The sequence below is a fragment of the Metallibacterium sp. genome, from assembly GCF_054637675.1.
On record NZ_JBTSRB010000028.1, the window covers coordinates 20,614 to 39,799 of the forward strand.

Consider the following 19,186-nt stretch of genomic DNA (forward strand, 5'->3'; position numbering starts at 1 on the left):
ACCCCGCGCCCAGCCCGTGGCGGCGCTGCCGGCAGCACCGCCCGCGCTGCCCGGCTACGCCTGGGCCAAACGCCACGGCATGCTGGTGAACATGGATGGCGCGCAGGCGCGCGTGCGCCATCGCGGCGCGCCGGAGCCGCAGGCACTGAGCGAACTCACGCGCGTGCTCGGCTGCGCGCTGCAGCTCGAGGCGCTGTCTGACGCCGACTTCGCGCGCGCGCTGGCCGCGGCGTATGGCGACAACGCCCCCGGCGGCGCGCAGGCCACCATGGAAGACCTCGGCGACGGACTCGACCTCGCCGCCATCGCCTCGTCCCTGCCCGAGCCCGAAGACCTGCTGGAAAGCCAGGACGACGCGCCGATCATCCGCCTGATCAACGCCATCCTCGCACAGGCGGTGCGCGAGGGCGCCTCGGACGTGCACCTGGAACCCTTCGAAACCCGCCTCAGCGTGCGCCTGCGCGTGGACGGCATGCTGCGCGAAATCCTCGAACCGCCGCGCGCGCTGGCCGGCACGCTGGTGTCGCGCATCAAGGTCATGGCGCGTCTGGACATCGCCGAAAAACGCCTGCCGCAGGACGGACGCATCAGCCTGCGCATCGCCGGGCGGCCGGTGGACGTGCGCGTGTCCACGTTGCCATCGGGCTACGGCGAGCGCGTGGTGCTGCGCCTGCTCGATCGCCAGGCCGGGCGCCTGGATCTGGGCGCGCTGGGCGTGGAGCCGGCCACGCGCGCGCGCTTCGCCGCGCTGATCCGCGAGCCGCACGGCATCCTGCTGATCACCGGCCCCACCGGCTCGGGCAAGACCACCTCGCTGTACGCGCTGCTGACCGAGCTCAACGACCGCAAGCGCAACATCCTCACCGTCGAGGATCCGATCGAATATTTTCTCGACGGCATCGGCCAGACCCAGGTCAACCCGAAAATCGATCTCGACTTCGCGCGCGGCCTGCGCGCGATCCTGCGTCAGGATCCGGACGTGGTGATGGTCGGCGAGATCCGCGATCTGGAAACCGCCGAGATCGCGGTGCAGGCCAGCCTCACCGGCCATCTGGTGCTGTCGACGCTGCACACCAACACCGCGATCGGCGCGATCACGCGCCTGCGCGACATGGGCGTGGAGCCGTACCTGCTGGCCACCAGCCTGATCGGCGTGGCCGCGCAGCGCCTGGTGCGTCTGCTGTGCCCGCACTGCAAGCGCCGCGAGGCCGCCACCCCCGGCGAATGCGCGCAGCTCGGCGTGCCGGCCACGCCGGCACCGGCGCTGTGTCACCCGGCGGGCTGTGAGCGCTGCCACGGCAGTGGCTACATCGGCCGCAGCGGCATTTACGAGGTCAGTCCGATCGATGCGCCATTGGCGCGCATGATCCACGATGGCGCCTCCGACGCCGACATGGAAACCTACGCGCGCAGCCGCGCGCCCGGTATCCGCAGCGATGGTCTCAAGCGCGTGCTCGGCGGCGACACCTCGCTGGAAGAACTGCTGCGCGTCACCCGCGCCAGCGTCTGAGCCGCCCGTGCCCGCGTTCGAATACGTGGCCCTGGATGCCGCCGGCAAACGCCAGCGCGGCATGCTCGAGGGCGACACCGCGCGCCAGGTGCGGCAAAGCCTGCGCGAAAGCGGCCTCAGTCCGCTCAGCGTCGAGTCCGTCGCCGAAGGGCTCGGCAGCCCGACGCGCGGGCGGCGGCGCACGCGCCTGCCCGCCGACGAACTGGCCTTGTTCACGCGACAGCTCGCCACCCTGCTGATCACCGGCGCGCCGCTGGCCGAGGCGCTGGGCACCGCGCTGCGCCAGGCGCGCAAGCCGCGCGTGCAGCGCGTGCTCAGCGGCGTGCGCGCGCGCGTGGTCGAGGGCCGCGGCATGGCCGCGGGCATGGCCGATTTTCCCGCCGTGTTCGACGACGTGTACCGCGCCACCGTGGCCGCCGGCGAGCAGTCCGGCCATCTCGACGCGGTGCTGGCGCGCCTCGCCGACTACACCGAATCGCGCCAGGCACTGCAGCAGCGCGTGCAGCAGGCGCTGATCTATCCCAGCTTCCTGGTGATCATGGCGGTCGGCATCCTCGCCGGGCTGCTCGGCTACGTGGTGCCCAAGATCGTGCAGGTGTTCACCACCATGCACGCGCAACTGCCGCTGCTGACGCGCGTGCTGATCGGCATCAGCGGATTCCTGCGCGGCTGGTGGCCGCTGCTGCTGATCGCATTGATCGCGCTGGTGCTGGGCGTGCGCGCGCTGCTGCGCCGCCCCGGCCCGCTGCAAGCGTGGCAACGCTTCCTGCTGCGCCTGCCGTTTTTCGGGCGCCTGGTGCGCGGCCTCGAAACCGCGCGTTTCGCGCGCACGCTGAGCATCCTCACGGTCAGCGGCGTGCCCATCCTCGAAGGCCTCGGCATCGCCCAGCAGGTGGTGCACAGCCTGCCGCTGCGCGCCGCGCTGGCCGAGGCCACGGTGCGCGTGCGCGAAGGTTCCGGCATCGCCGCCGCGCTGGAACGCAGCGGCTACTTCCCGCCCATGGCCGTGTACCTGATCGCCAGCGGCGAAGGCGGCGGCCAGCTCGAGGCCATGCTCGAGCGCGCCGCGCAACAACAGGAGCGCGAAGCCCAAGGCCTGATCAGCACCGCGCTGGCGCTGTTCGAGCCGATGACCATCGTGTTCATGGGCCTGATCGTGTTCATCATCGTGCTCGCCATCCTGCTGCCGATTTTCAGGCTCGATCAACTGGTGCGGTGAGGCGTGCGCCGCCACGCTCGCCATGGCGTCATCCCTTGGGGACTTCTCCTCTGGACTTCCTTCGGTCGCGTTGGTCGTTCTGAGCGCAGCTAGGAATCTGGCTCTTCGGCAAACCGCGGCGTCGAGATCCTTCAACCGGATTACGATTTTGTATGTGGAAAGCGGGCGCGCACGCGTGTTTCACTGCCGCCGCAAGCAGACCGGGGGGAGTGGGCTTGGAACGTTGCTGCGCACGGATCGCACGCGGGCTGTCAGCCACCGCCGGCATGCTGCTGCTGGCGGGCTGCGCGATGGCCGCGCCAGACACAAGCCATTCCGCCCACGCCACGCCGGCGGCAACCACGTCCGCCGCCGCGCTGTCGCTGCGCATCGCCACGCGCACGATGACGCCGCACAGCCTCAACCTCGTCGTGCATCTGTACGCGCGCGCGCCGCTGGGCGCGGTGCGCGTCAGCGTGGTCGCGACTGACCCGCGCCTCGCCATCAGCCCGGCGCTCTGCGCGTTGCAGGCGCTCGCGCCCCCTGTCGTGCATCCGGCCCAGGGCGCGCGCTTCCCACTTCCGGCCATCCCGCTGTGCAGCTTCGTGCTGCGCGCCACGACGCCGGCGCGTTATGCGCTGACGCTGCGCGTGCGCGACGCCGCCGGCACCGATTTGATCGCACCCGTCCACACCGTCGTCACCATTCCAGGAGGATCCGCATGAAACGCATACCTTGGTGGGCCGTGCTCGCCGTGACCAGTCTGACCGCCGTCGCCGCGACCGCGCCCGGCGCGCTGCACCGCTCCGCGCGCGATCGCGCCGTGGCCGCCTGGCAGCAACGTGAATTGTCGGCGCCGGGCGGCGGCTATGACGGCGCGCTGTACCAGTCCGCGCTGCGCGCGCGCGCGCGCATGCTGGCGCAGCATCGCGCGCAGACGAGCGCGCTCAAGCCCACCGGCGCCAACCCGGCGGCGAGCGCGGCGCCCGGACAGATCAACTGGACCGAGATCGGCCCCGGCAACGTCGGCGGACGCATCAACACCATCTGGATCGATCCGTCCAACGCCCAGCATCTGATCGTCGGCGCCGCCGGCGGCGGCCTGTGGCAGAGCAGCGATGGCGGCAGCTCGTGGAGCGCGGTCAGCGAATTTCCCGGCTCGCTCGCGGTCGACGCCATCGCGCAGTTGCCCAGCGGCACGCTGCTGGCCGGCACCGGCGACCCGTTCAACGAGTTCCAGCCCGGCAGCGGCATGCTCATGTCCACGGACGGCGGCAACACGTGGACGCCGATCTCCAGCACCGCGCCGGCATCGGCCAACGCCTTCTGGGCGGTGATCAACTCGATCGCCACCAACAGCAACGGCGTGGCGCTGGCCGCGACCCTGCAAGGCATCGCGCGCAGCACCGATGGCGGCAACACCTGGGCGCAGGTGTGGCCTGCCGCCGGCAGCAGCGGCACCAGTTTCGACGTGGTGTTCGACCCGAACAACCCCAATGACGCCGTGGCCGACAGTTACAACGGCTCGGTGGTCTATTCCACCAACGCCGGCGCCACCTGGAGCGCGGCCAGCGGCATGCCCGGCGGTGGGCGCAGCGCGCTGGCCTTCGACCCCAGCGTCGCCGGATCGGTGTACGCCTCGGTGGACAACAACAACGGCAGCAGCCCCAGCGGCGAGGTGTACCACTCGATCAACGATGGCCAGACCTGGACCCTGCTGGCCGGCACCGGCGCCTTCGTCAACGCCGTCAGCGGCACCGCCGTCGGCGCGCTGTGCGACAACTCGTTCAGCGGCAGCCCGGTCGAATGCCAGGGCGGCTATGACAACGTCATCGACGTGCTGCCGCATGCCTCCGGCACCGCGCCGACGATCTACGTCGGCGGCATCGACATCTTCAGCTCCACCGATGGCGGCAGCACCTGGACCATGTCCGGCGAGGCCTACGCCCGTACCAACCATCTGCACGCCGACCAGCACGCCTTCGCCTGGAGCGCCTCCAGCAACGCGTTTTATGTCGGCAACGACGGCGGGTTTTACCGACAGTTCACCAGCAACTGGCTGGCGCAGAACAGCGGCCTCGCGGTGACCCAGTTCTATGCCATCGCCGGGCACGCCGGCGCCACCGCGTCCAGCCACCTCGGCAGCAACGGCGCGCCGATCACCCCGATCGTGGCCGGCGCGCAGGACAACGGCACGCAGTTGTACACCGGCTATGTCAGCGGCGCCGCGCCGCAGCCGGACAGTTGGCAGCAGATCTTCGGCGGCGATGGCGGCCAGACCGCGGTGGACCCGGCCGACGGCAATTTCTTGTATGGCGAATACACCAACCTGAGCCTGTTCTACTCGAGCACCGGCGGCACCGCGCAGCAGTACAGCACCGAGCCGCCGGACACCGCCAACCAGAACGCCAACTTCATCGCGCCGCTGGCGCTGGTGCCCAACGGCACCGCGGCGGCCACGCAGATGCTGGGTGGCGGAGCCTCGCTGTGGCTGGGCAGCAACATCCAGAATGCCAACCCGTCCTGGACCTCGCTCAACGGCATCACCCTGCCAGTGGGCAGCGGCGGCAATTACATCAGCGCCATCGGCGTGGACCCCTCCAGCAACAACAACCTGTGGGTGGGCTACGACAACGGTCAGGTCTGGCATACCACCAATGCCACCGCGGCCACCCCGATCTGGACGCAATCCGGCAGCAGCACGCTGCCGGATACCTCGGCGCACAGCCTGATGGTCAACAGTTTCTGGGTGCAGCCGGGGCAGCCGAACACGGTGTATGTCACCTACGCCGGATTTCTCAGCACCGATGACGATGTCTTCGTCAGCACCGATGGCGGCAATACCTGGACCGGCATCGGCACGGGGTTGCCGCCCGGCCCGGTGTACTCGCTGGTCACGCATCCGGCCTACCCGCAAATCCTTTACGTCGGCACGCTGACCGGCGTGTACGCCAGCCTCGATGATGGCCAGAGCTGGAGCGCCAGCAGCCAGGGTCCAGCCAACATTTCGGTCAATCAACTGGCGTGGTTCGATACCTCGAACCCCGACCAACCCGTGCTGCAGGCCGCCACCGACGGGCGTGGCGCCTGGCTCGGCTCGCCGGCCTACAACCCGACGCCGACACTGACCTCGCTCAGTCCGAATCAGCTCACCCTGGACGCGAGCGCCAGCGTGGTCACGCTCAATGGCAACGGCTTTGTCGGCAACAGCAGCGTGAGCCTGGATGGCGCGCCGCTGGCCGATACCTACCAGTCCGCGACGCAACTGCAAGTGACCATCCCGGCGGCGACGCTGGCGGTGTCCGGCACGCACACGCTGGTGGTGAGCAACCCGATCCCCGGAGGCGGCATCTCGGCGGGGGCCAATCTGACCGTCGCCTATCCGCCGCCCACGGTGAGCTCGCTGTCACCGGCCGCCGCGGCCATGGGCGGCGCGGCATTCACCCTGACCGTGAATGGCAGCGGCTTCCAGCCGGTCTCGAAGGTGCAGTGGAACGGCAGCGCGCTGACCACGAGCTACGTGTCGGGGAGCACGCTGACCGCCAGTGTGCCCGCGGCGGATCTGACCAGCGGCGGCTACGTCACCGTGTCGGTGGTGACACCGGCACCGGGCGGCGGCAGCGCCAGCGCCAGCTTCGCGGTGGATTACCCGGCACCGATCCTCAGCGCGATCTCGCCGACCTCGGCGCAAGGCGGCGCCAGCAGCGTGACGATCACCGCCACCGGCAGCAACTTCGTCCCTGTCTCGACCATCGACTGGAATGGCAAGGCGCTGAGCACCAGCTACGTGTCGGCCACGCAGTTGAACGCGAGCGTGCCGGCCGGCGATCTCGCCGCCGGCGGCAGCATCGCGGTGACGGTGGCGACATCCGCGCCCGGCGGCGGCACTTCGTCCGCGATCACCTTCGCCGTATCGGCACCACCCGCCGCGCCCGGTGGCGGCGGCGGTCTGGGCATGTTCAGCCTGTTGCTGCTGGCGTGCCTGAATCTGCCGTGGCTGCTGGCACAACGCCGCCGCGCCTGACGGCCGCGTCGAATGGCCAGCGCCTTGCATCCCTCTCCCGCCGGGAGAGGGATCGAGGGTGAGGGTACGCACTTGCCGGAAGGCGTGATCGCCGTACCATCACGCTCGAGGTGCAATTCATCGCGCCCGGAAAAACCGAAACCAGCACGCGCGGTGGCGATCGGTCGGCCAGCGTTCTGCATCCCTCTCCCGCCACGTCGGAGGGCCAACGCTCTGCATCCCTCTCCCGCCGGGAGACGAGCAACGGAAGTCCCTGAGGGAGGGACCGAGGGTTCGGTTCGCACCTGTGCCGGGCATGGCCCTACCGCGCTGCGCGCCTACGCCACCGCCTTGGCGCTGGCGAGGTGCTGCAGATACCACTGGTACGTCGCCGCCACGCCCTCGCGAAACGGGATGCTCGCCGTCCAGCCCAGCGCATGCAGTTTGCTCACATCCAGCAACTTGCGCGGGGTGCCATCGGGCTTGCTCGCGTCCCAGTCAATGCGGCCGTTGAAGCCCACCACTTCCTGCACCATCCCGGCCAGCTCGCGGATGCTCACGTCCACGCCCACGCCCACATTGAGAAACGCCTCGCCCTCGTACTGCTCCATCACGTACAGGCAGGCGCGCGCCAGATCGTCCACGTGCAGAAACTCGCGCCGCGGCGTGCCGGTGCCCCACAGCATCACGTGATCGTCGCCGCGCAGCTTGGCATCGTGAAACTTGCGCAGCATCGCCGGCAGCACGTGCGAGCTGTCGAGGTCGAAATTGTCGCCCGGCCCGTACAGATTGGTCGGCATCAGGCTGATCGCATCGAAGCCATGCTGGCGGCGGTAGGCCTGGCACATCTTCAGGCCGGCGATCTTGGCCACCGCGTACCACTCGTTGCTCGGCTCCAGCGCGCCCGACAACAGGCAATCCTCGGTCATCGGCTGCGGCGCGTGCTTCGGATAAATGCACGAGGAACCCAGATCCAGCAGCTTGCGCGCGCCATAGCGGTGCGCGGCATCGATCACGTTGGACTGGATCATCAAATTGTCGCGGATGAAATCCGCCGGGTAACTGCTATTGGCGAGAATGCCGCCGACCTTGCCCGCCACCAGAAACACATAGTCCGGACGCTGCGCCTCGAAGAAGCGATACACCGCCGCCTGATCGGTCAGGTCCATCTCGGCGCGCGTGCGCAACAACAGGTTCTCGAAGCCCTGTGCGCGCAATGCACGCACCACCGCCGAGCCCACCAGGCCACGATGGCCCGCCACGAAAATCCGGTCGCGCTTCTGCATCAGTCGTCCCCTTTCCGATCCATAAGCAGACATTGTGAGTCCAATGCATTCCGGCTGTCCAAGCCCGGCACAGGCAGCGGCCGGCGCGTGGCGTTGGACCTTGGCCCTCGGCGCGACCAAATGCCATCGATCGCTGCATCCAGCCTTGCTCCGGCAATGCGCCTTTCTTTTTTTGTGCCGTCATCCCCGCGCAGGAACGTCATCCCCGAATGCATGTGTCGGGGACGGGGATCCAGTGATTTCAGGAAGCCAGGGGTGATCCGCTTCGCCGTCAAGAAACGATTCCCGACCCGGCCTTCGCGGGGGCGGGCTTTGCGCGGGAATGACAGCCCGATCATTCTCGATACCTGATCGCGATTGCGTATGCGGCATGCAGACCACGGACAGCAAATCCGCACCGCGGACGCCACCGGTCGCCATGTATCGCCATTGTTGCTACATGGCGGAGCATTGCCCTAGTATCCACTCCGACACGATACCCAAGCAGGCGAGGTGCACGATGCGAGTCACCGTGAAGAAGTGGGGCAACAGCGCGGCGGTACGCATTCCGGCCGCGATCATGGCTGCGGCCAAGCTGCGTCTGGATGCCACGGCAGAGGTGCGCGAAGAAGGAGGCTGCATCGTGATCGTGCCGGTGCGCGCGGAGGACGACGATCTGGACGCACTCGTTGCCGGCATCACTCCCGACAACCTGCACGCCGAAGCGAACTTCGGTGCGGCCGTCGGCAACGAGGCGTTTTGATGCGCCACGCGATACATGAATCCAGGTCCGCGCATCGCGTCGGGTTCACGCGAGCACAACACGCCGCCGCCGACATCGGCCCATGAAGAAGCCATATGTGCCTGACGCCGGCGACATGGTCTGGCTGCATTTCGATCCGCAGGCCGGCCATGAGCAGGCCGGGCATCGCCCGGCCGTCGTGCTGAGTCCTGCTGCGTACAACCTGCGCACCGGCCTGATGCTGTGCTGTCCGATGACGACGCAGATCAAGGGTTACCCGTTCGAGGTGGTCGTTGCCGGCAGCAAGCCGGGGGCGATCCTCGCCGATCAGGTGAAAAGCCTGGACTGGACGCGGCGCAAGGCCAAATTCAAGGGCAAGGTTGCGCCCTCCGCGCTGGCCGAAGTGCGCAGGAAGGCCATCGCCTTGATCGGCAGGCCTTGATGTCCCGTTCGGCAGGCGCAACAGTGACCGATCCGCGCGCTAGTCCCAATCAGGATCCTGCCGAGGCGAGCGTCATCACCCCACGCAGTCGCGCAACACCGCCTCGAAGCGGTCGGTGATCGCGGCCAGATCGAACGTGCGCTCGGCGTAGGCGCGGGCGCGCGCGGCCATCGCCTGGCGCGCGGCGTGGTCTTCGCGCAGCGTGCGCGCGGCGGCGATGAACGCGGCTTCGTCGCGCGGGTCGGCCACCAGGCCGCTGCCCTCCGCCACCACGATGCGCGCGGCGAGGTTGTCGGCCGGCACCGCCAGCAGCATCGCGCGGCCGGCGCAGTGGTAGCTCAGCACCTTGGACGGCACCGAATACACCCCGGCATCGGGTTCGAGGATGCTCACCAGCACATCGGCGCTGGCCAGCACATCGGACATCATTTCGTAGGGCTGAAACGGATTCACGCGCAGGTTGCGCAGCCCTGCCGCCGCGGCCTGCGCGCGCAGCCAGTCGGCCGGCGCGCCCTGCGAATTGACCACGACTTCCACGTCGTGATCGGCGGCAAAGGCCTTGGCCAACGCCAGCAGCAAATCAGGGTTGTGCTTGAAGCCCAGCGTGCCCGAGTACAGAAACACCATCTTGCGCTCCAGCCCCGCCGCCTGCGCCCACAGATTGTCCTTGGCGCGCGGCCGCACCTCGTCCAGCGGCGCCCAGTTGGGGATGGTGGTGTAGCGCGCCGCGGCCACGCCCGCCGCCAGCGCCGGCGCGCGGAAATCCTCGGTGATGCCCACCACCGCCGCGCTGCGCGCCAGCAGGCCGGCTTCCACGCGCTTGTAATGCGCGCCGATCCAGCCACCCGCCAGCGGCAGGCGCGCGCGCAACACGCGATCGGTGGCCTCGCCGACCAGATCCTGCAGCCAGAACACCCACGGAATGCCCTGCGCATGGCACGCCGCATCCAGCGCGCGCACCGCATCCAGCGGCGCGTTGGCGCACATCACCACATCAGGCTTGAGCGCCGCGACGCGCGCGGCCAGGCGCCGGCCATACAGGCGCTCCAGCCGCCAGCGCCGCACGAACGCGCGCTTGTCCACCGGCCGCGGCAACGCGATGCCCTCGATCAGCAGTTCATCCGGGTCATCGCCGCGCCGCGTCAGCCCGCCCTTGGGCGTGGTCGGATTGGAGGCGTTGTACAGCAGCGTCACCCGATGCCCGCGCCGCGCCAACGCGCGCGCCAGTTGCACGATAAAGGCGTGGCCGCCGTAGTCATGGATCAGCAAGTGCATTCCGGTCTCCATCGCGCAACGAGTTGCAAGCTTAACCGCGCAAGCACAAGGCGCGGCGTCATTGCCGGGCACTCCCCGTTGTCATCCGGCCGTTCCTTGTCATGGTATGAAAAAGTTCCACGCCAGCGCGAAGCGGTAGGCAACGGGTCGCCACCCGGAGAGAACCTGACTAACCCCTCGGACGTCTCGACGTGTTTCGGTTGATCTCCGAACACCGACGATACCGATGAATGAACGAGGTCTCCGGGCGCGGTTTATACCCTGGTCCGAGCCGGCGACATCGACTCAACAAGACCGCTTAGTGCTCAATTGCTCGGTTTGCAAGACTCAGCGAAGAAGCTGGGGTTCAGGGTACCGGTCGATGCTGAGATCGCGGCAGATCTTGCGGGCGAGCGGGTCGACGATCTCCGTGTGGCGCGGCACGGCGGTACGGGCACCGCTGACCGGATTCCATCATCAGGAATGCTTGCCGCCTTCACGGAGCAGCGCACAGCCGTGCGCGCGCAGATGCCGCAGCAGGTCGCTGCGCTTCACGCCGCGACGACCACTTCCTCGAAACCTTCGCCGGCGGCCTCGATCGCGTCGCGCCGGTTCATCTCGAGCGCCTCGGCCAGGCACACACGGAGCGACGCGAGCACGTCCTCGCGCGTGCGCTCTTGGGCGTTGACGCCCGGCACTTCTTCGATCCAGCCGAACCACCAGCCTTCAGCTTGCCGGATTGCGGCAGTGAATGTTGCACGCTCTAGGGTGGTCGTTGTCATGGCTGCATCATCTTAGCCCATTTAACAAACCCCGGATTTGCCGCTGAGAGGCAAATCCGTCGCGGGGGTCGCGGTTGCGCAAGGATAGTCTATCGGCATGCTACGCATCGCCCACGCCACCACTGACTTCCAGCGCATCGCGGCGGGCCGCCGGCCGCGGCACGCGGCGATCTCTCTGGCACTGGCCGGCGGTGGCGCGCTGGCGCTGCTGGTCTATCTAATGCTTGCCGCGCTGCGACCAGGGCACCCGGGCACTGCCGGCACGCTGGCGCTGCTGGCCAGCCGGGCCAACCTGGCCCGGCTGGCCTCAATGCTCCGAACTTAAGCCCCCGTTGCATCGGAGCAAGTTGCGAAATTCCCGCGCAGCCATGCGGTGAACGTTGTCGGATGAAGCGGCGTGCGCCGATGGGCCGGGTGTAGTGTCCGGATCCGCGTTTTGCGGCGGTTTCTTGCGCAAAATGGCATACCGCCCAACTGCTCCAGGTCGGCAACTACGTCGGCGTGGATAGGCGCACGCTGGAAACGATGTTCCTTGATGCGTTCGCATGTCAAGCAATGTTTGACATGCGAGGCAAGGCGCCCCAGAATCCGTACAACAATGTTTAACCGGAGTCGCGAATGGACGTTGTGCTGAAGAAGATGGGCAATAGCACCGCGCTGGTTATGCCGCCACCCGTCCTGAGGGATCTGGGCATCGGCGTTGGACAGCACCTCTCGCTGGACACCACAGCCGACGGCAAGATCGTCCTGATACCGAAGCGCAAGTTCAACCTGGCCGACATGATCGCGCAGTGCGACCTGAAGGCGCCGCCGCCGGCCGACCTGTCGCTGTGGGATGTGGCGAAGCCCATGGGCGGCGAAGTTCTCTGATGGCGGGCTTCGACCGAGGCGACATCGTGACCGTGCCGCTGGACCCGGCCATCGGCCATGAGCAGCGCGGCACGCGGCCGGCGCTGGTCCTGACGACGAAGGAGTTCAACAAACTCGGCGACGTGCTGATCGCGCCCATCACCCAGGGCGGCGACTTCGCACGCTACGCCGGCTTTGCCGTGTCGCTGACCGGGACCGGCTGCAAGACCCAGGGCGTCGCCCTGGTGAACAAGATCCGCATGCTCGACCTGGCCGCCCGCAAGGCGCGTAAGGTTGAACGCGCGCCGCAGGAAGTCATTGACGACGCCCTTGGGCGCCTGACAGCCCTGCTAGGATGAGCCAACGGAAAGACCACACGGAAGGCAGGCTTGTTGCGATCACCACTCCGTGTGGTTGCCAACAGCCAAATCCGGATACTCCAAAAAATCCGCCTGCACCGCGCGGCCATCGCGGTCGTTCGTCATGTTGTACGCACCCAGCAACCCGAACCCGTGCGCGCGCAACCAGGCGATCACTTCATCCGCCAGCGCCTAGCCCGCGTACAGCTCGACGAACGAGCATTCGCAGTACACCCACGCGAACGCATCCAGCAGGCTTGCGCAGCCGCGCAGCGCCTGCAGCTCGTAGCCCTGCACGTCCGGCTTGAGCAGCGCCGGCGCGGCGATGTGTCCGCGCGCGGCAGCACACCCTCCAGCCTGCGCACCTCGATGTGGGCCACCGCGGCTTCCGCCGTGCCGGGGAAAATCCGTTCCTGTTCGGCACTGATCGACAGCAATGATGACGAGTCGTCGCGCGCCGACACATGCATATGCGCCGTGCTGCTTGGTCCGCGATTGCGTACGGACGCAGCACCACCTGCGTATCACCTGCGAACACACGCCGAAACGTCGCTGCTGGCCCCGGCAATGGCTCAAATGAGTCGATGTGCGCATGCGGGAAAACATGCCGCGCTGCCAGCGCGAATCTGACCGGCTGCGGCTGCGGCTGCGGCGCTCGGGCCAGGCGCTGGCTGCGGCGTGTGCCTCACGGGTACTCGCGGTTCGCGTGCAGAACGCCGACGATCTCGATTTGGTCGGCCAGAACCCGATAGATCACAATGTAATTCGGGTGCACAACCAGCTCACGCGTACCGGCGACTCGGCCGGCGCGGTACAGATCGGGGTGTCCGACAGCGGCAGCACGGATGCCTCGATGAGGGCTTGCAGTTCTTCGGCGGCAGCCGGATTGAACCGCGCAATGTAGGCCACGATCGCGTCCAGTTCATCGAGCGCCTTGGCACTCCAGCGAAGGGGCAGCATTACGCCGGCTTCTGGTGCTTGCGCCTCGCCGCCGCGATGGTCGCTCGGACGCGCGCCATCGCCTCATCGTGCGGCACGCCAGGCCGCGGGTCATCGAGCGCGGCTTGCACCTGGACTCGCAACCAGCGGTCATAGCTGGTCGCTTGCTCCTCGGTCTCGAACTCGGAAATCAGCGGGTCAAGGCGTGTGTTCATGGTCGCAGGTTACCAATTGGTTTGTTGTTCGGCCGGCTCTGGCAGGTCGAGCGGGATCTGATCGGCCTGATTCCATTATCGAATCCTCTGGCAACCGCAGACAACCGGATTCACATCAGTCCCACCATGCCAGTTGTCTGCTGAGCGCAACGAAGGATCTTCCCCGCGCACACCTTCCCGCCCACCTTTGTCATTCTGAGCGCAGCCAAGCATCTCTTGCTCTTGCTTCCGCCGCCCGAACAAGAAATCCGCCTGCACCGCGCGGCCATCGCGGTCGTTCGCCATGTTGTATGCGCCCAGCAGCGCGAAGCCGTGCGCGCGCAGCCAGGCGCAATGAATCGATCCGATTCACCCGGATGTAAGCCGCGAACCCGCGCGCGCAGCCAGGCGATCACCTCGTCGGCCAGCGCCTGGCCCGCGTACAGCTCGACGAACGAGCATTCGCAGTTACACCCACGCGAACGCATCCAGCAAGGTTTCGCAGCCGCGCAACGCCTGCAGCTCGTAGCCCTGCACGTCCAGCTTGAGCAGCGCCGGCGCGGTAATGCCCTCCGGCCTGATCACATCGTCCAGCCGACCACGATTCAGCAATACGATCAAGGCGTGGCCGCCGTAGTCATGGATCAGCAGATGCATCCGTTCATCCCTCAGGTCGGCGAAGCGTCGAATGCGCGGAGCGGGCGGCGCCCGCGGGCGGCGCCGCAGCATGAGAACAGGCCTCTCAAGATTCCCACGGGTTGAGCAACGGGACTCCCGTGGGCTCGAAGTCCGCCACGTTGCGGGTGACGACGGTCAGCCCGTGCACCAGGGCGGTGGCGGCGATCAGGGCATCGCGATCCGCCCGCGGCGCGGGTACATGCAGCCGCGCGCAGCGCTGCGCCACCGCGGTGTCGATGGGCAGGATGCGATCGGCGAACGCGGGCAGCACGTGACTCGCCAACCAACCGCGCAGCAGGGCGCCCTGCGCGGCATCGCGCCGCTCGATTCGCAGGACCCCGATCTCCAGCTCGAGGATCGTGATCGCGGACAGGAACAGGACCGATGGCTGCACGCCGGTCGCCCACGCGGTCACCTGCCGGTCGGCCTTGCCGGCACCAGCCTTGCGCAGCTCCGAAATCACGTTGGTGTCCAGCAGGTACATCAGGACAGGTCAGCAGGCCGCTGGAACGCACCGGCCTGCCGCGGCGGATCGAACGCGACGTCCGCAACACCTGGCATCGCCAGCAGCTCGACGATGCTGCCCTGCGCGCCCTGCAGCCGCTGGAAGTCGTCGATGGTGAGCAGCACGTGCGCGGCACGACCGCGGTCGGTGATGAAGACCGGGCCCTTGCGTGCTGCTTTCTTGGCGCCGCTGGTGTCCTGGTTGAACTCGCGGCTGGTGATGGTCGTGGTGGTCATGACGCAGCCTCGCGGAAATTGTAGGTATGTTGCTACATTCGCCCTGCATTTGCAATGGCCCGAATGCCCGATCACGCCCAACCTTGTCATTCCGGGCGCAGCGAAGGATCGTTCCCGCGCAACCTCCCCACCCCCTCTTGTCATCCTGAGCGCGGCGAAGAATCTCGCGCTTCGGCAAGCCGCAGCGTTGAGATCCTTCGGGCTACGCCCTCAGGATGACAACGAGAACCCACGTCGTCTTGTCGAACCATCGTGGCCAACGCATGAGATACAATGCATACACGTATTCACGGAGGGCACGATCGTGGCGATTTCCATCCGCCTTGACCCCGTCATCGAACAACGGCTGGATCGGCTGGCGACACAAACGGGCCGCACCAAGGCGTACTACTTGCGGGAACTGGTCACGAACGGTCTGGATGATCTGGAAGACTACTACCTGACCGCCGCGACGATGGAGCGCATCCGCAAAGGCGAAGAGAAGGTCTATTCCGCCGAGCACGTAAGGAAAGACCTTGGCCTGGACGATTGACTACACCGACACGGCCAGAAAGCGGCTTCGCAAACTCGACAAACCGACCGCGCGGCGCATCCTCGACTTCATGGATGCGCGCATCGCTGGCCGGGGGAACCCACGCGCCACTGGCAAAGCGTTGACCGGACCCCAGCTCGGTGCGTACTGGCGCTATCGGGTCGGCGATTATCGAGTCCTCTGCGACATTCAAGACGACGCGCCGCGCATCCTGGTCATCGATATCGGCAATCGACGTGAAGTCTACCGGGAACCTCTAAAAACCCGACATCCCGGCTGTCATCCCCGCGTAGGCGGGGATCCAGCGACTTTAATCCCTTGAAAGCAAAGGCACTGGATGACCAGCTTCGCTGTTTGTGAAGCGCCTCCCGCTTTCGCGGGAATGACGATCAAAGGCGAGGTTTTTAGAGGTTCCCTACCGATGAGCGCGCCAAGAGAAACGCGGCAAAGCGGCATCACCCAGACCAGCGGCGCTGGTCATGCTGGGCATCTCGCAGAAGAACGGGCTCTGACCCGAATGGCACTTATTTAAGCCATAACCCACTGATCTAACAAGCAAGAAGAGCTGGCTCGAGTGATAAGGTGGCGTCGCCAGACATACCACTCACCCCCCGAGGCCAGCCCTGATGCAGCGTAGCCGTCATGTCATTCTTCAGCAACAGCAGATTCGCCGCCAGCTCGGACAATCGGACGCTTTTACGTTCTTCAACATCCTCACCGGCCCGGAGCTGTTCGATCCGCTGGAAGCGCTGTTGCCAGCGCATCGCGAGCGACTGTTTCCACCCACGGAAACACTGGCCATGTTCCTGCACCAGGCGTGGGCGCTCGCTTACGACCAAACCACTTATGCATCAGGCGCACGCTCGCTGGATGGGCTTCACCCAGACCGCAATAACGAGGACGTGTTCACACGTCTCTAATTCGGCGCCAAACAGGTTGGCATCGTGCAGAGCGTGATCGTCACCTGCCGCCTGCACGGCATCGACCCCCATTACCTATATCTGGTCGATGTGCTGCAGCGCGTCGGCCAGAATCCCGTTACGCGCGTTGCCGAATTCACCCCGCGCCAGTGGAAGCAGCACTTCGCGCAGAACGCGCTGGACTTGAACCTGTACGCCATCGATGCCGGGTAGGCAAGGACGCCGCTGAGTTACCGCTTACGTTGTGCCGCGTTTATATCGGGGATGGTCCGCTCTGCCATATGTCGCAGTTCGTCCAATGCAAACATAAGCAGGTTGCTCGTCGGTCCGGTTACACCGACTTGCCCGGATCTGATAGACGAATAGGCTTGAGTGGCGACAAATACCAGCCGCCGATGCTCTTCCGAAATAGTGTCCAATTGCGTGCACAAGGATTCCGCATCGTCATTGCTCGAGACCTGGCGAGCCGATCCAAAGGCCGTAACGGCGTCCGCAATCGCACCGTCAAGGCAACGATTAAGTGTACGAAACTCCTCGGATGTGATTGGATACTTCTCTTCTATGGCCAGATTCATTATCGATTGACAAACATCACCATATCCATGAACCAACTGGTCCATCGAGAACCCAAGATGTAACAATTCAGCACCATGCAAGGCAGCAGCACGTCCGACTGGTGACGCCGATGGTGCAGATTCCGATTTGGTAACTTCCCGGTTGAGTGATGATCGCTCGAGAAGAAGTATATCGGCGAGTTGCTGAAGAAACAGTGGCACCCCGTGATCAATGGCTGCGAGCTTCTGGGGCGCATGCCTCATCGCCTCCTCGCTCCTGCAACGACGGATCAATTCATCGCGATTCGAAATCAAGAAATCATATAACATGCTGGAACCTATATGCGTGCGCATTTTGGCTTCTGTGCGTTACCCAACATCCATAGCGCGCATCTGCTACCCGGTATATTTGAGGCAGAGACCAACTCATTGTAAATCTTGTATTTATTCCAGTTTGACGTGCTTGATCGCTCAAAAGTGAACATTTGCAAATGCTAACTTGATTCGCCACGAACCTCAGGCCGCCGTTGCGTGATTTCCGACGGCGGCGGGTGACGATGACGCCCTCTCCGTCGAAGACGCCGTGATGTTGATCCCAGAGAACTCATCGTCATCGCTTCCCATGCGTTCGAAGGAATCAGGACGATGACGACCCCGCCAGCGATGAGTCGAAACGGAGCGCGCCGCCACGCGGCCCGGCGCCAGCCATCACCGGCGATGCGCCGAAGCGAGGTGGACTTCCCCGCGCAAACCTTCCCGCTCTTTGTCATTCTGAGCGCAGCGAAGAATCTTCCACCCGACCACCTCACCTTCCAAACAAAAAATCCGCCTGCACCGCGCGGCCATCTTCTTCATTCGCCATGTTGTACACGCTGATCAGCCGCAGCCCGCGCTCGCGCAGCCAGGCGATCACCTCGTCGGCGAGCGCCTGGCCCGCGTACAGCTCGACGAACGAGCATTCGCAGTACACGTACTGAAAGCGATCCAGCAACGCCTCGCACCCGCGCAGCGCCTGCAGTTCGTAGCCCTGCACGTCCAGCTTGAGCAGCGCCGGCGCGGTGATCTGCTCTGGCTTGATCACACCCCCCCAGACGGCGAACCTCGACCGCGCCGCGGTGTGCTGCTGCCGTCCGGGCATGGCCGGCAGCCCGGATGCAGCGCAGCGGAATCCGGGATTGCGCCGCACGATGCGATGGGCAGCGCCACATCGTGAAACTTGCGCAGCATCACCGGCAGCACGTGCGAGCTTTGCAGGTGACGCTCAGGTCACCTCGATCAGCACTTCACCGCGCTCCAGCGCAGCGATCATCGAAGGCAACAGCGCATCGAACCAGACCAGCAACTGCCGCTTGCTGGTATTGCCCAGCCGTACCCACACCACGGCAGGACCACTTGCCTGCATCATGCGATACACGGCGAAATCCTCATCCTTGGGGAACCTCTAAAAACCTCGCCTTTGATCGTCATTCCCGCGAAAGCGGGAATCCAGTGCCTTTGCTTTCAAGGGATTAAAGTCGCTGGATCCCCGCCTACGCGGGGATGACAGCCGGGATGTCGGGTTTTTAGAGGTTCCCCTTGGTAATGATGCATGCGTGGCTATCCCCCGCATGCAGCCACACCGCACGATCAGATGCGTGTTCGAGACCACAATCGGCGACATGTTCCGCGACATGGCCACGATCCGCCAGCAGGCGCGCCAACGCTGGCGGAAGCTGTGCATCCACCAGAAAGCGCATCAAGCAGCCCGCAGCACGGGGTGGTCGCTCTGCATGGCGGCAAACTCCAGCGCTGCCGTGATGTCAGCCGGCTCCAGGTAGGGATAGTCGGCCAGGATCTCTTCGCGGCTGGCACCGCTGGCCAACAGATCAAGCACGTCTTTCACCCGCAGTCGCAAGCCACGAATGCACGGACGGCCTCCGAGCTGTTCGGAATTCACGGTAATCCGATGTAGCTCACTCATGGCAATGCTCCTGATCAGGCTGCACGACGGGCCTGTGCAGTGTGCTCCAGCGGCGCTTGTGCGGACAAGCACAGGCTCGTGCGCGCTGCTGCCACCCGATGCATGATCTCCGTCATGCCTGCGAAAGAACGTCACCATGAAGCTGCCCCGTCATACCGGAGCCCAAGAAGCGATACTTTTCCCGCTACTTGGAGCTCACCATGCAATCGATTCCGCGTCGTATCTATACCGATGATTTCAAGGCCCAGGCGGTGTCCTTGTCCG

Annotated in this window: 23 protein-coding genes and 4 pseudogenes; 13 read left to right on the forward strand and 14 right to left on the reverse strand. The window is 65.8% G+C overall.

Annotation, left to right across the window (positions count from 1 at the left end; genetic code table 11):
- Positions 1–79 precede the first annotated feature (79 nt).
- The 4 genes from gspE (at position 80) to ACYDAT_RS09770 (ending at position 6,732) form a co-directional block, all read left to right on the forward strand.
- Positions 80–1,510, forward strand: a complete 1,431-nt coding sequence (gene gspE / locus ACYDAT_RS09755; protein WP_461441718.1) for a type II secretion system ATPase GspE — start codon at positions 80–82, stop codon at positions 1,508–1,510.
- A 7-nt stretch (positions 1,511–1,517) separates the two neighbouring features.
- A complete protein-coding gene (gspF, locus tag ACYDAT_RS09760) occupies positions 1,518–2,729 on the forward strand; it encodes a type II secretion system inner membrane protein GspF (RefSeq protein WP_461441711.1) in 1,212 nt (403 codons plus the stop codon).
- Between the two features lie 215 nt (positions 2,730–2,944).
- Positions 2,945–3,433: a hypothetical protein gene (locus tag ACYDAT_RS09765; protein WP_461449840.1), complete on the forward strand. Its 489-nt coding sequence runs from the start codon at positions 2,945–2,947 to the stop codon at positions 3,431–3,433.
- Positions 3,430–6,732 carry an IPT/TIG domain-containing protein gene (locus ACYDAT_RS09770; RefSeq protein WP_461449842.1) on the forward strand — a complete coding sequence of 1,101 codons (3,303 nt, stop codon included), beginning with the start codon at positions 3,430–3,432 and terminating at the stop codon, positions 6,730–6,732. Before ACYDAT_RS09765 ends, ACYDAT_RS09770 begins: the two co-directional genes overlap by 4 nt.
- 317 nt (positions 6,733–7,049) lie before the next feature.
- On the opposite strand, the gene fcl is transcribed toward ACYDAT_RS09770, so the two are convergent.
- Positions 7,050–7,997: a GDP-L-fucose synthase gene (gene fcl, locus ACYDAT_RS09775; RefSeq protein WP_461449844.1), complete on the reverse strand. Its 948-nt coding sequence runs from the start codon at positions 7,995–7,997 to the stop codon at positions 7,050–7,052.
- A gap of 370 nt (positions 7,998–8,367) precedes the next feature.
- On the opposite strand from fcl, the gene ACYDAT_RS09780 reads away from it, so the two are divergent.
- A complete protein-coding gene (locus tag ACYDAT_RS09780; RefSeq protein WP_461441707.1) occupies positions 8,368–8,739 on the forward strand; it encodes an AbrB/MazE/SpoVT family DNA-binding domain-containing protein in 372 nt (123 codons plus the stop codon).
- Between the two features lie 82 nt (positions 8,740–8,821).
- Positions 8,822–9,160 carry an endoribonuclease MazF gene (gene mazF / locus ACYDAT_RS09785; RefSeq protein WP_461440013.1) on the forward strand — a complete coding sequence of 113 codons (339 nt, stop codon included), beginning with the start codon at positions 8,822–8,824 and terminating at the stop codon, positions 9,158–9,160.
- Between the two features lie 75 nt (positions 9,161–9,235).
- On the opposite strand, the gene ACYDAT_RS09790 is transcribed toward mazF, so the two are convergent.
- Positions 9,236–10,435 (reverse strand): glycosyltransferase family 4 protein, encoded by a 1,200-nt coding sequence (locus tag ACYDAT_RS09790; protein ID WP_461440012.1) that lies wholly within the window; start codon positions 10,433–10,435, stop codon positions 9,236–9,238.
- 530 nt (positions 10,436–10,965) lie between these two features.
- Positions 10,966–11,196: a type II toxin-antitoxin system HicB family antitoxin gene (locus tag ACYDAT_RS09795; RefSeq protein ID WP_461449846.1), complete on the reverse strand. Its 231-nt coding sequence runs from the start codon at positions 11,194–11,196 to the stop codon at positions 10,966–10,968.
- Positions 11,197–11,293: 97 nt separating this feature from the next.
- Between ACYDAT_RS09795 and ACYDAT_RS09800 the strand changes: the two genes are divergently transcribed.
- From ACYDAT_RS09800 to ACYDAT_RS09810, 3 genes are all read left to right on the forward strand, one after another.
- On the forward strand, positions 11,294–11,521 hold the full coding sequence (locus ACYDAT_RS09800; protein ID WP_461449848.1) for a hypothetical protein: 228 nt from the start codon (positions 11,294–11,296) through the stop codon (positions 11,519–11,521).
- Positions 11,522–11,814: 293 nt separating this feature from the next.
- The gene (locus ACYDAT_RS09805; RefSeq protein WP_461449850.1) at positions 11,815–12,066 is read left to right on the forward strand and encodes an AbrB/MazE/SpoVT family DNA-binding domain-containing protein; all 252 of its coding nucleotides are present in this window, start codon (positions 11,815–11,817) and stop codon (positions 12,064–12,066) included.
- Positions 12,066–12,404, forward strand: coding sequence for a type II toxin-antitoxin system ChpB family toxin (locus ACYDAT_RS09810; protein WP_461449852.1), 339 nt, complete (start codon positions 12,066–12,068; stop codon positions 12,402–12,404). Before ACYDAT_RS09805 ends, ACYDAT_RS09810 begins: the two co-directional genes overlap by 1 nt.
- Positions 12,405–12,443: 39 nt before the next feature.
- Here the strand turns inward: ACYDAT_RS09810 and ACYDAT_RS09815 are convergent, their stop codons facing one another.
- The 6 genes and pseudogenes from ACYDAT_RS09815 to ACYDAT_RS09840 form a co-directional block, all read right to left on the reverse strand.
- Positions 12,444–12,581, reverse strand: coding sequence for a hypothetical protein (locus tag ACYDAT_RS09815; RefSeq protein WP_461449854.1), 138 nt, complete (start codon positions 12,579–12,581; stop codon positions 12,444–12,446).
- 508 nt (positions 12,582–13,089) lie between these two features.
- A pseudogene (locus ACYDAT_RS09820) lies at positions 13,090–13,364 on the reverse strand (type II toxin-antitoxin system RelE/ParE family toxin).
- Positions 13,364–13,558: a type II toxin-antitoxin system RelB family antitoxin gene (relB, locus tag ACYDAT_RS09825; RefSeq protein WP_461449855.1), complete on the reverse strand. Its 195-nt coding sequence runs from the start codon at positions 13,556–13,558 to the stop codon at positions 13,364–13,366. The pseudogene ACYDAT_RS09820 and the gene relB (ACYDAT_RS09825) overlap by 1 nt, the downstream one beginning before the upstream one ends.
- A 447-nt stretch (positions 13,559–14,005) precedes the next feature.
- Positions 14,006–14,194, reverse strand: coding sequence for an FkbM family methyltransferase (locus ACYDAT_RS09830; RefSeq protein ID WP_461449857.1), 189 nt, complete (start codon positions 14,192–14,194; stop codon positions 14,006–14,008).
- 85 nt (positions 14,195–14,279) lie between these two features.
- A complete protein-coding gene (locus ACYDAT_RS09835; RefSeq protein WP_461449859.1) occupies positions 14,280–14,699 on the reverse strand; it encodes a PIN domain-containing protein in 420 nt (139 codons plus the stop codon).
- Entirely contained in the window at positions 14,699–14,956 is a 258-nt protein-coding gene (locus ACYDAT_RS09840) for a type II toxin-antitoxin system Phd/YefM family antitoxin (RefSeq protein WP_297900942.1), read from the reverse strand. Before ACYDAT_RS09840 ends, ACYDAT_RS09835 begins: the two co-directional genes overlap by 1 nt.
- Positions 14,957–15,260: 304 nt before the next feature.
- On the opposite strand from ACYDAT_RS09840, the gene relB (ACYDAT_RS09845) reads away from it, so the two are divergent.
- The 4 genes and pseudogenes from relB (ACYDAT_RS09845) to ACYDAT_RS09860 form a co-directional block, all read left to right on the forward strand.
- Entirely contained in the window at positions 15,261–15,488 is a 228-nt protein-coding gene (relB, locus tag ACYDAT_RS09845; RefSeq protein ID WP_461449861.1) for a type II toxin-antitoxin system RelB family antitoxin, read from the forward strand.
- Positions 15,472–15,810 (forward strand): type II toxin-antitoxin system RelE family toxin, encoded by a 339-nt coding sequence (locus ACYDAT_RS09850; RefSeq protein WP_461449863.1) that lies wholly within the window; start codon positions 15,472–15,474, stop codon positions 15,808–15,810. The genes relB (ACYDAT_RS09845) and ACYDAT_RS09850 overlap by 17 nt, the downstream gene beginning before the upstream one ends.
- 304 nt (positions 15,811–16,114) lie before the next feature.
- Positions 16,115–16,306: pseudogene (locus ACYDAT_RS09855) on the forward strand (IS4-like element ISCARN115 family transposase); the annotation flags it as partial.
- A gap of 105 nt (positions 16,307–16,411) precedes the next feature.
- A pseudogene (locus ACYDAT_RS09860) lies at positions 16,412–16,621 on the forward strand (transposase domain-containing protein); the annotation flags it as partial.
- Positions 16,622–16,638: 17 nt separating this feature from the next.
- Here the strand turns inward: ACYDAT_RS09860 and ACYDAT_RS09865 are convergent.
- From ACYDAT_RS09865 to ACYDAT_RS09885, 5 genes and pseudogenes are all read right to left on the reverse strand, one after another.
- Positions 16,639–17,292 (reverse strand): hypothetical protein, encoded by a 654-nt coding sequence (locus tag ACYDAT_RS09865; RefSeq protein ID WP_461449865.1) that lies wholly within the window; start codon positions 17,290–17,292, stop codon positions 16,639–16,641.
- Positions 17,293–17,767: 475 nt separating this feature from the next.
- Entirely contained in the window at positions 17,768–18,100 is a 333-nt protein-coding gene (locus ACYDAT_RS09870; RefSeq protein WP_461449867.1) for an FkbM family methyltransferase, read from the reverse strand.
- A gap of 123 nt (positions 18,101–18,223) precedes the next feature.
- Positions 18,224–18,379 (reverse strand): annotated as a pseudogene (locus tag ACYDAT_RS09875) (hypothetical protein); the annotation flags it as partial.
- Between the two features lie 145 nt (positions 18,380–18,524).
- Positions 18,525–18,698: a DUF5615 family PIN-like protein gene (locus tag ACYDAT_RS09880; protein WP_461449869.1), complete on the reverse strand. Its 174-nt coding sequence runs from the start codon at positions 18,696–18,698 to the stop codon at positions 18,525–18,527.
- Positions 18,698–18,922 (reverse strand): DUF433 domain-containing protein, encoded by a 225-nt coding sequence (locus tag ACYDAT_RS09885; protein ID WP_081129991.1) that lies wholly within the window; start codon positions 18,920–18,922, stop codon positions 18,698–18,700. Before ACYDAT_RS09885 ends, ACYDAT_RS09880 begins: the two co-directional genes overlap by 1 nt.
- Between the last annotated feature and the right edge of the window lie 264 nt (positions 18,923–19,186).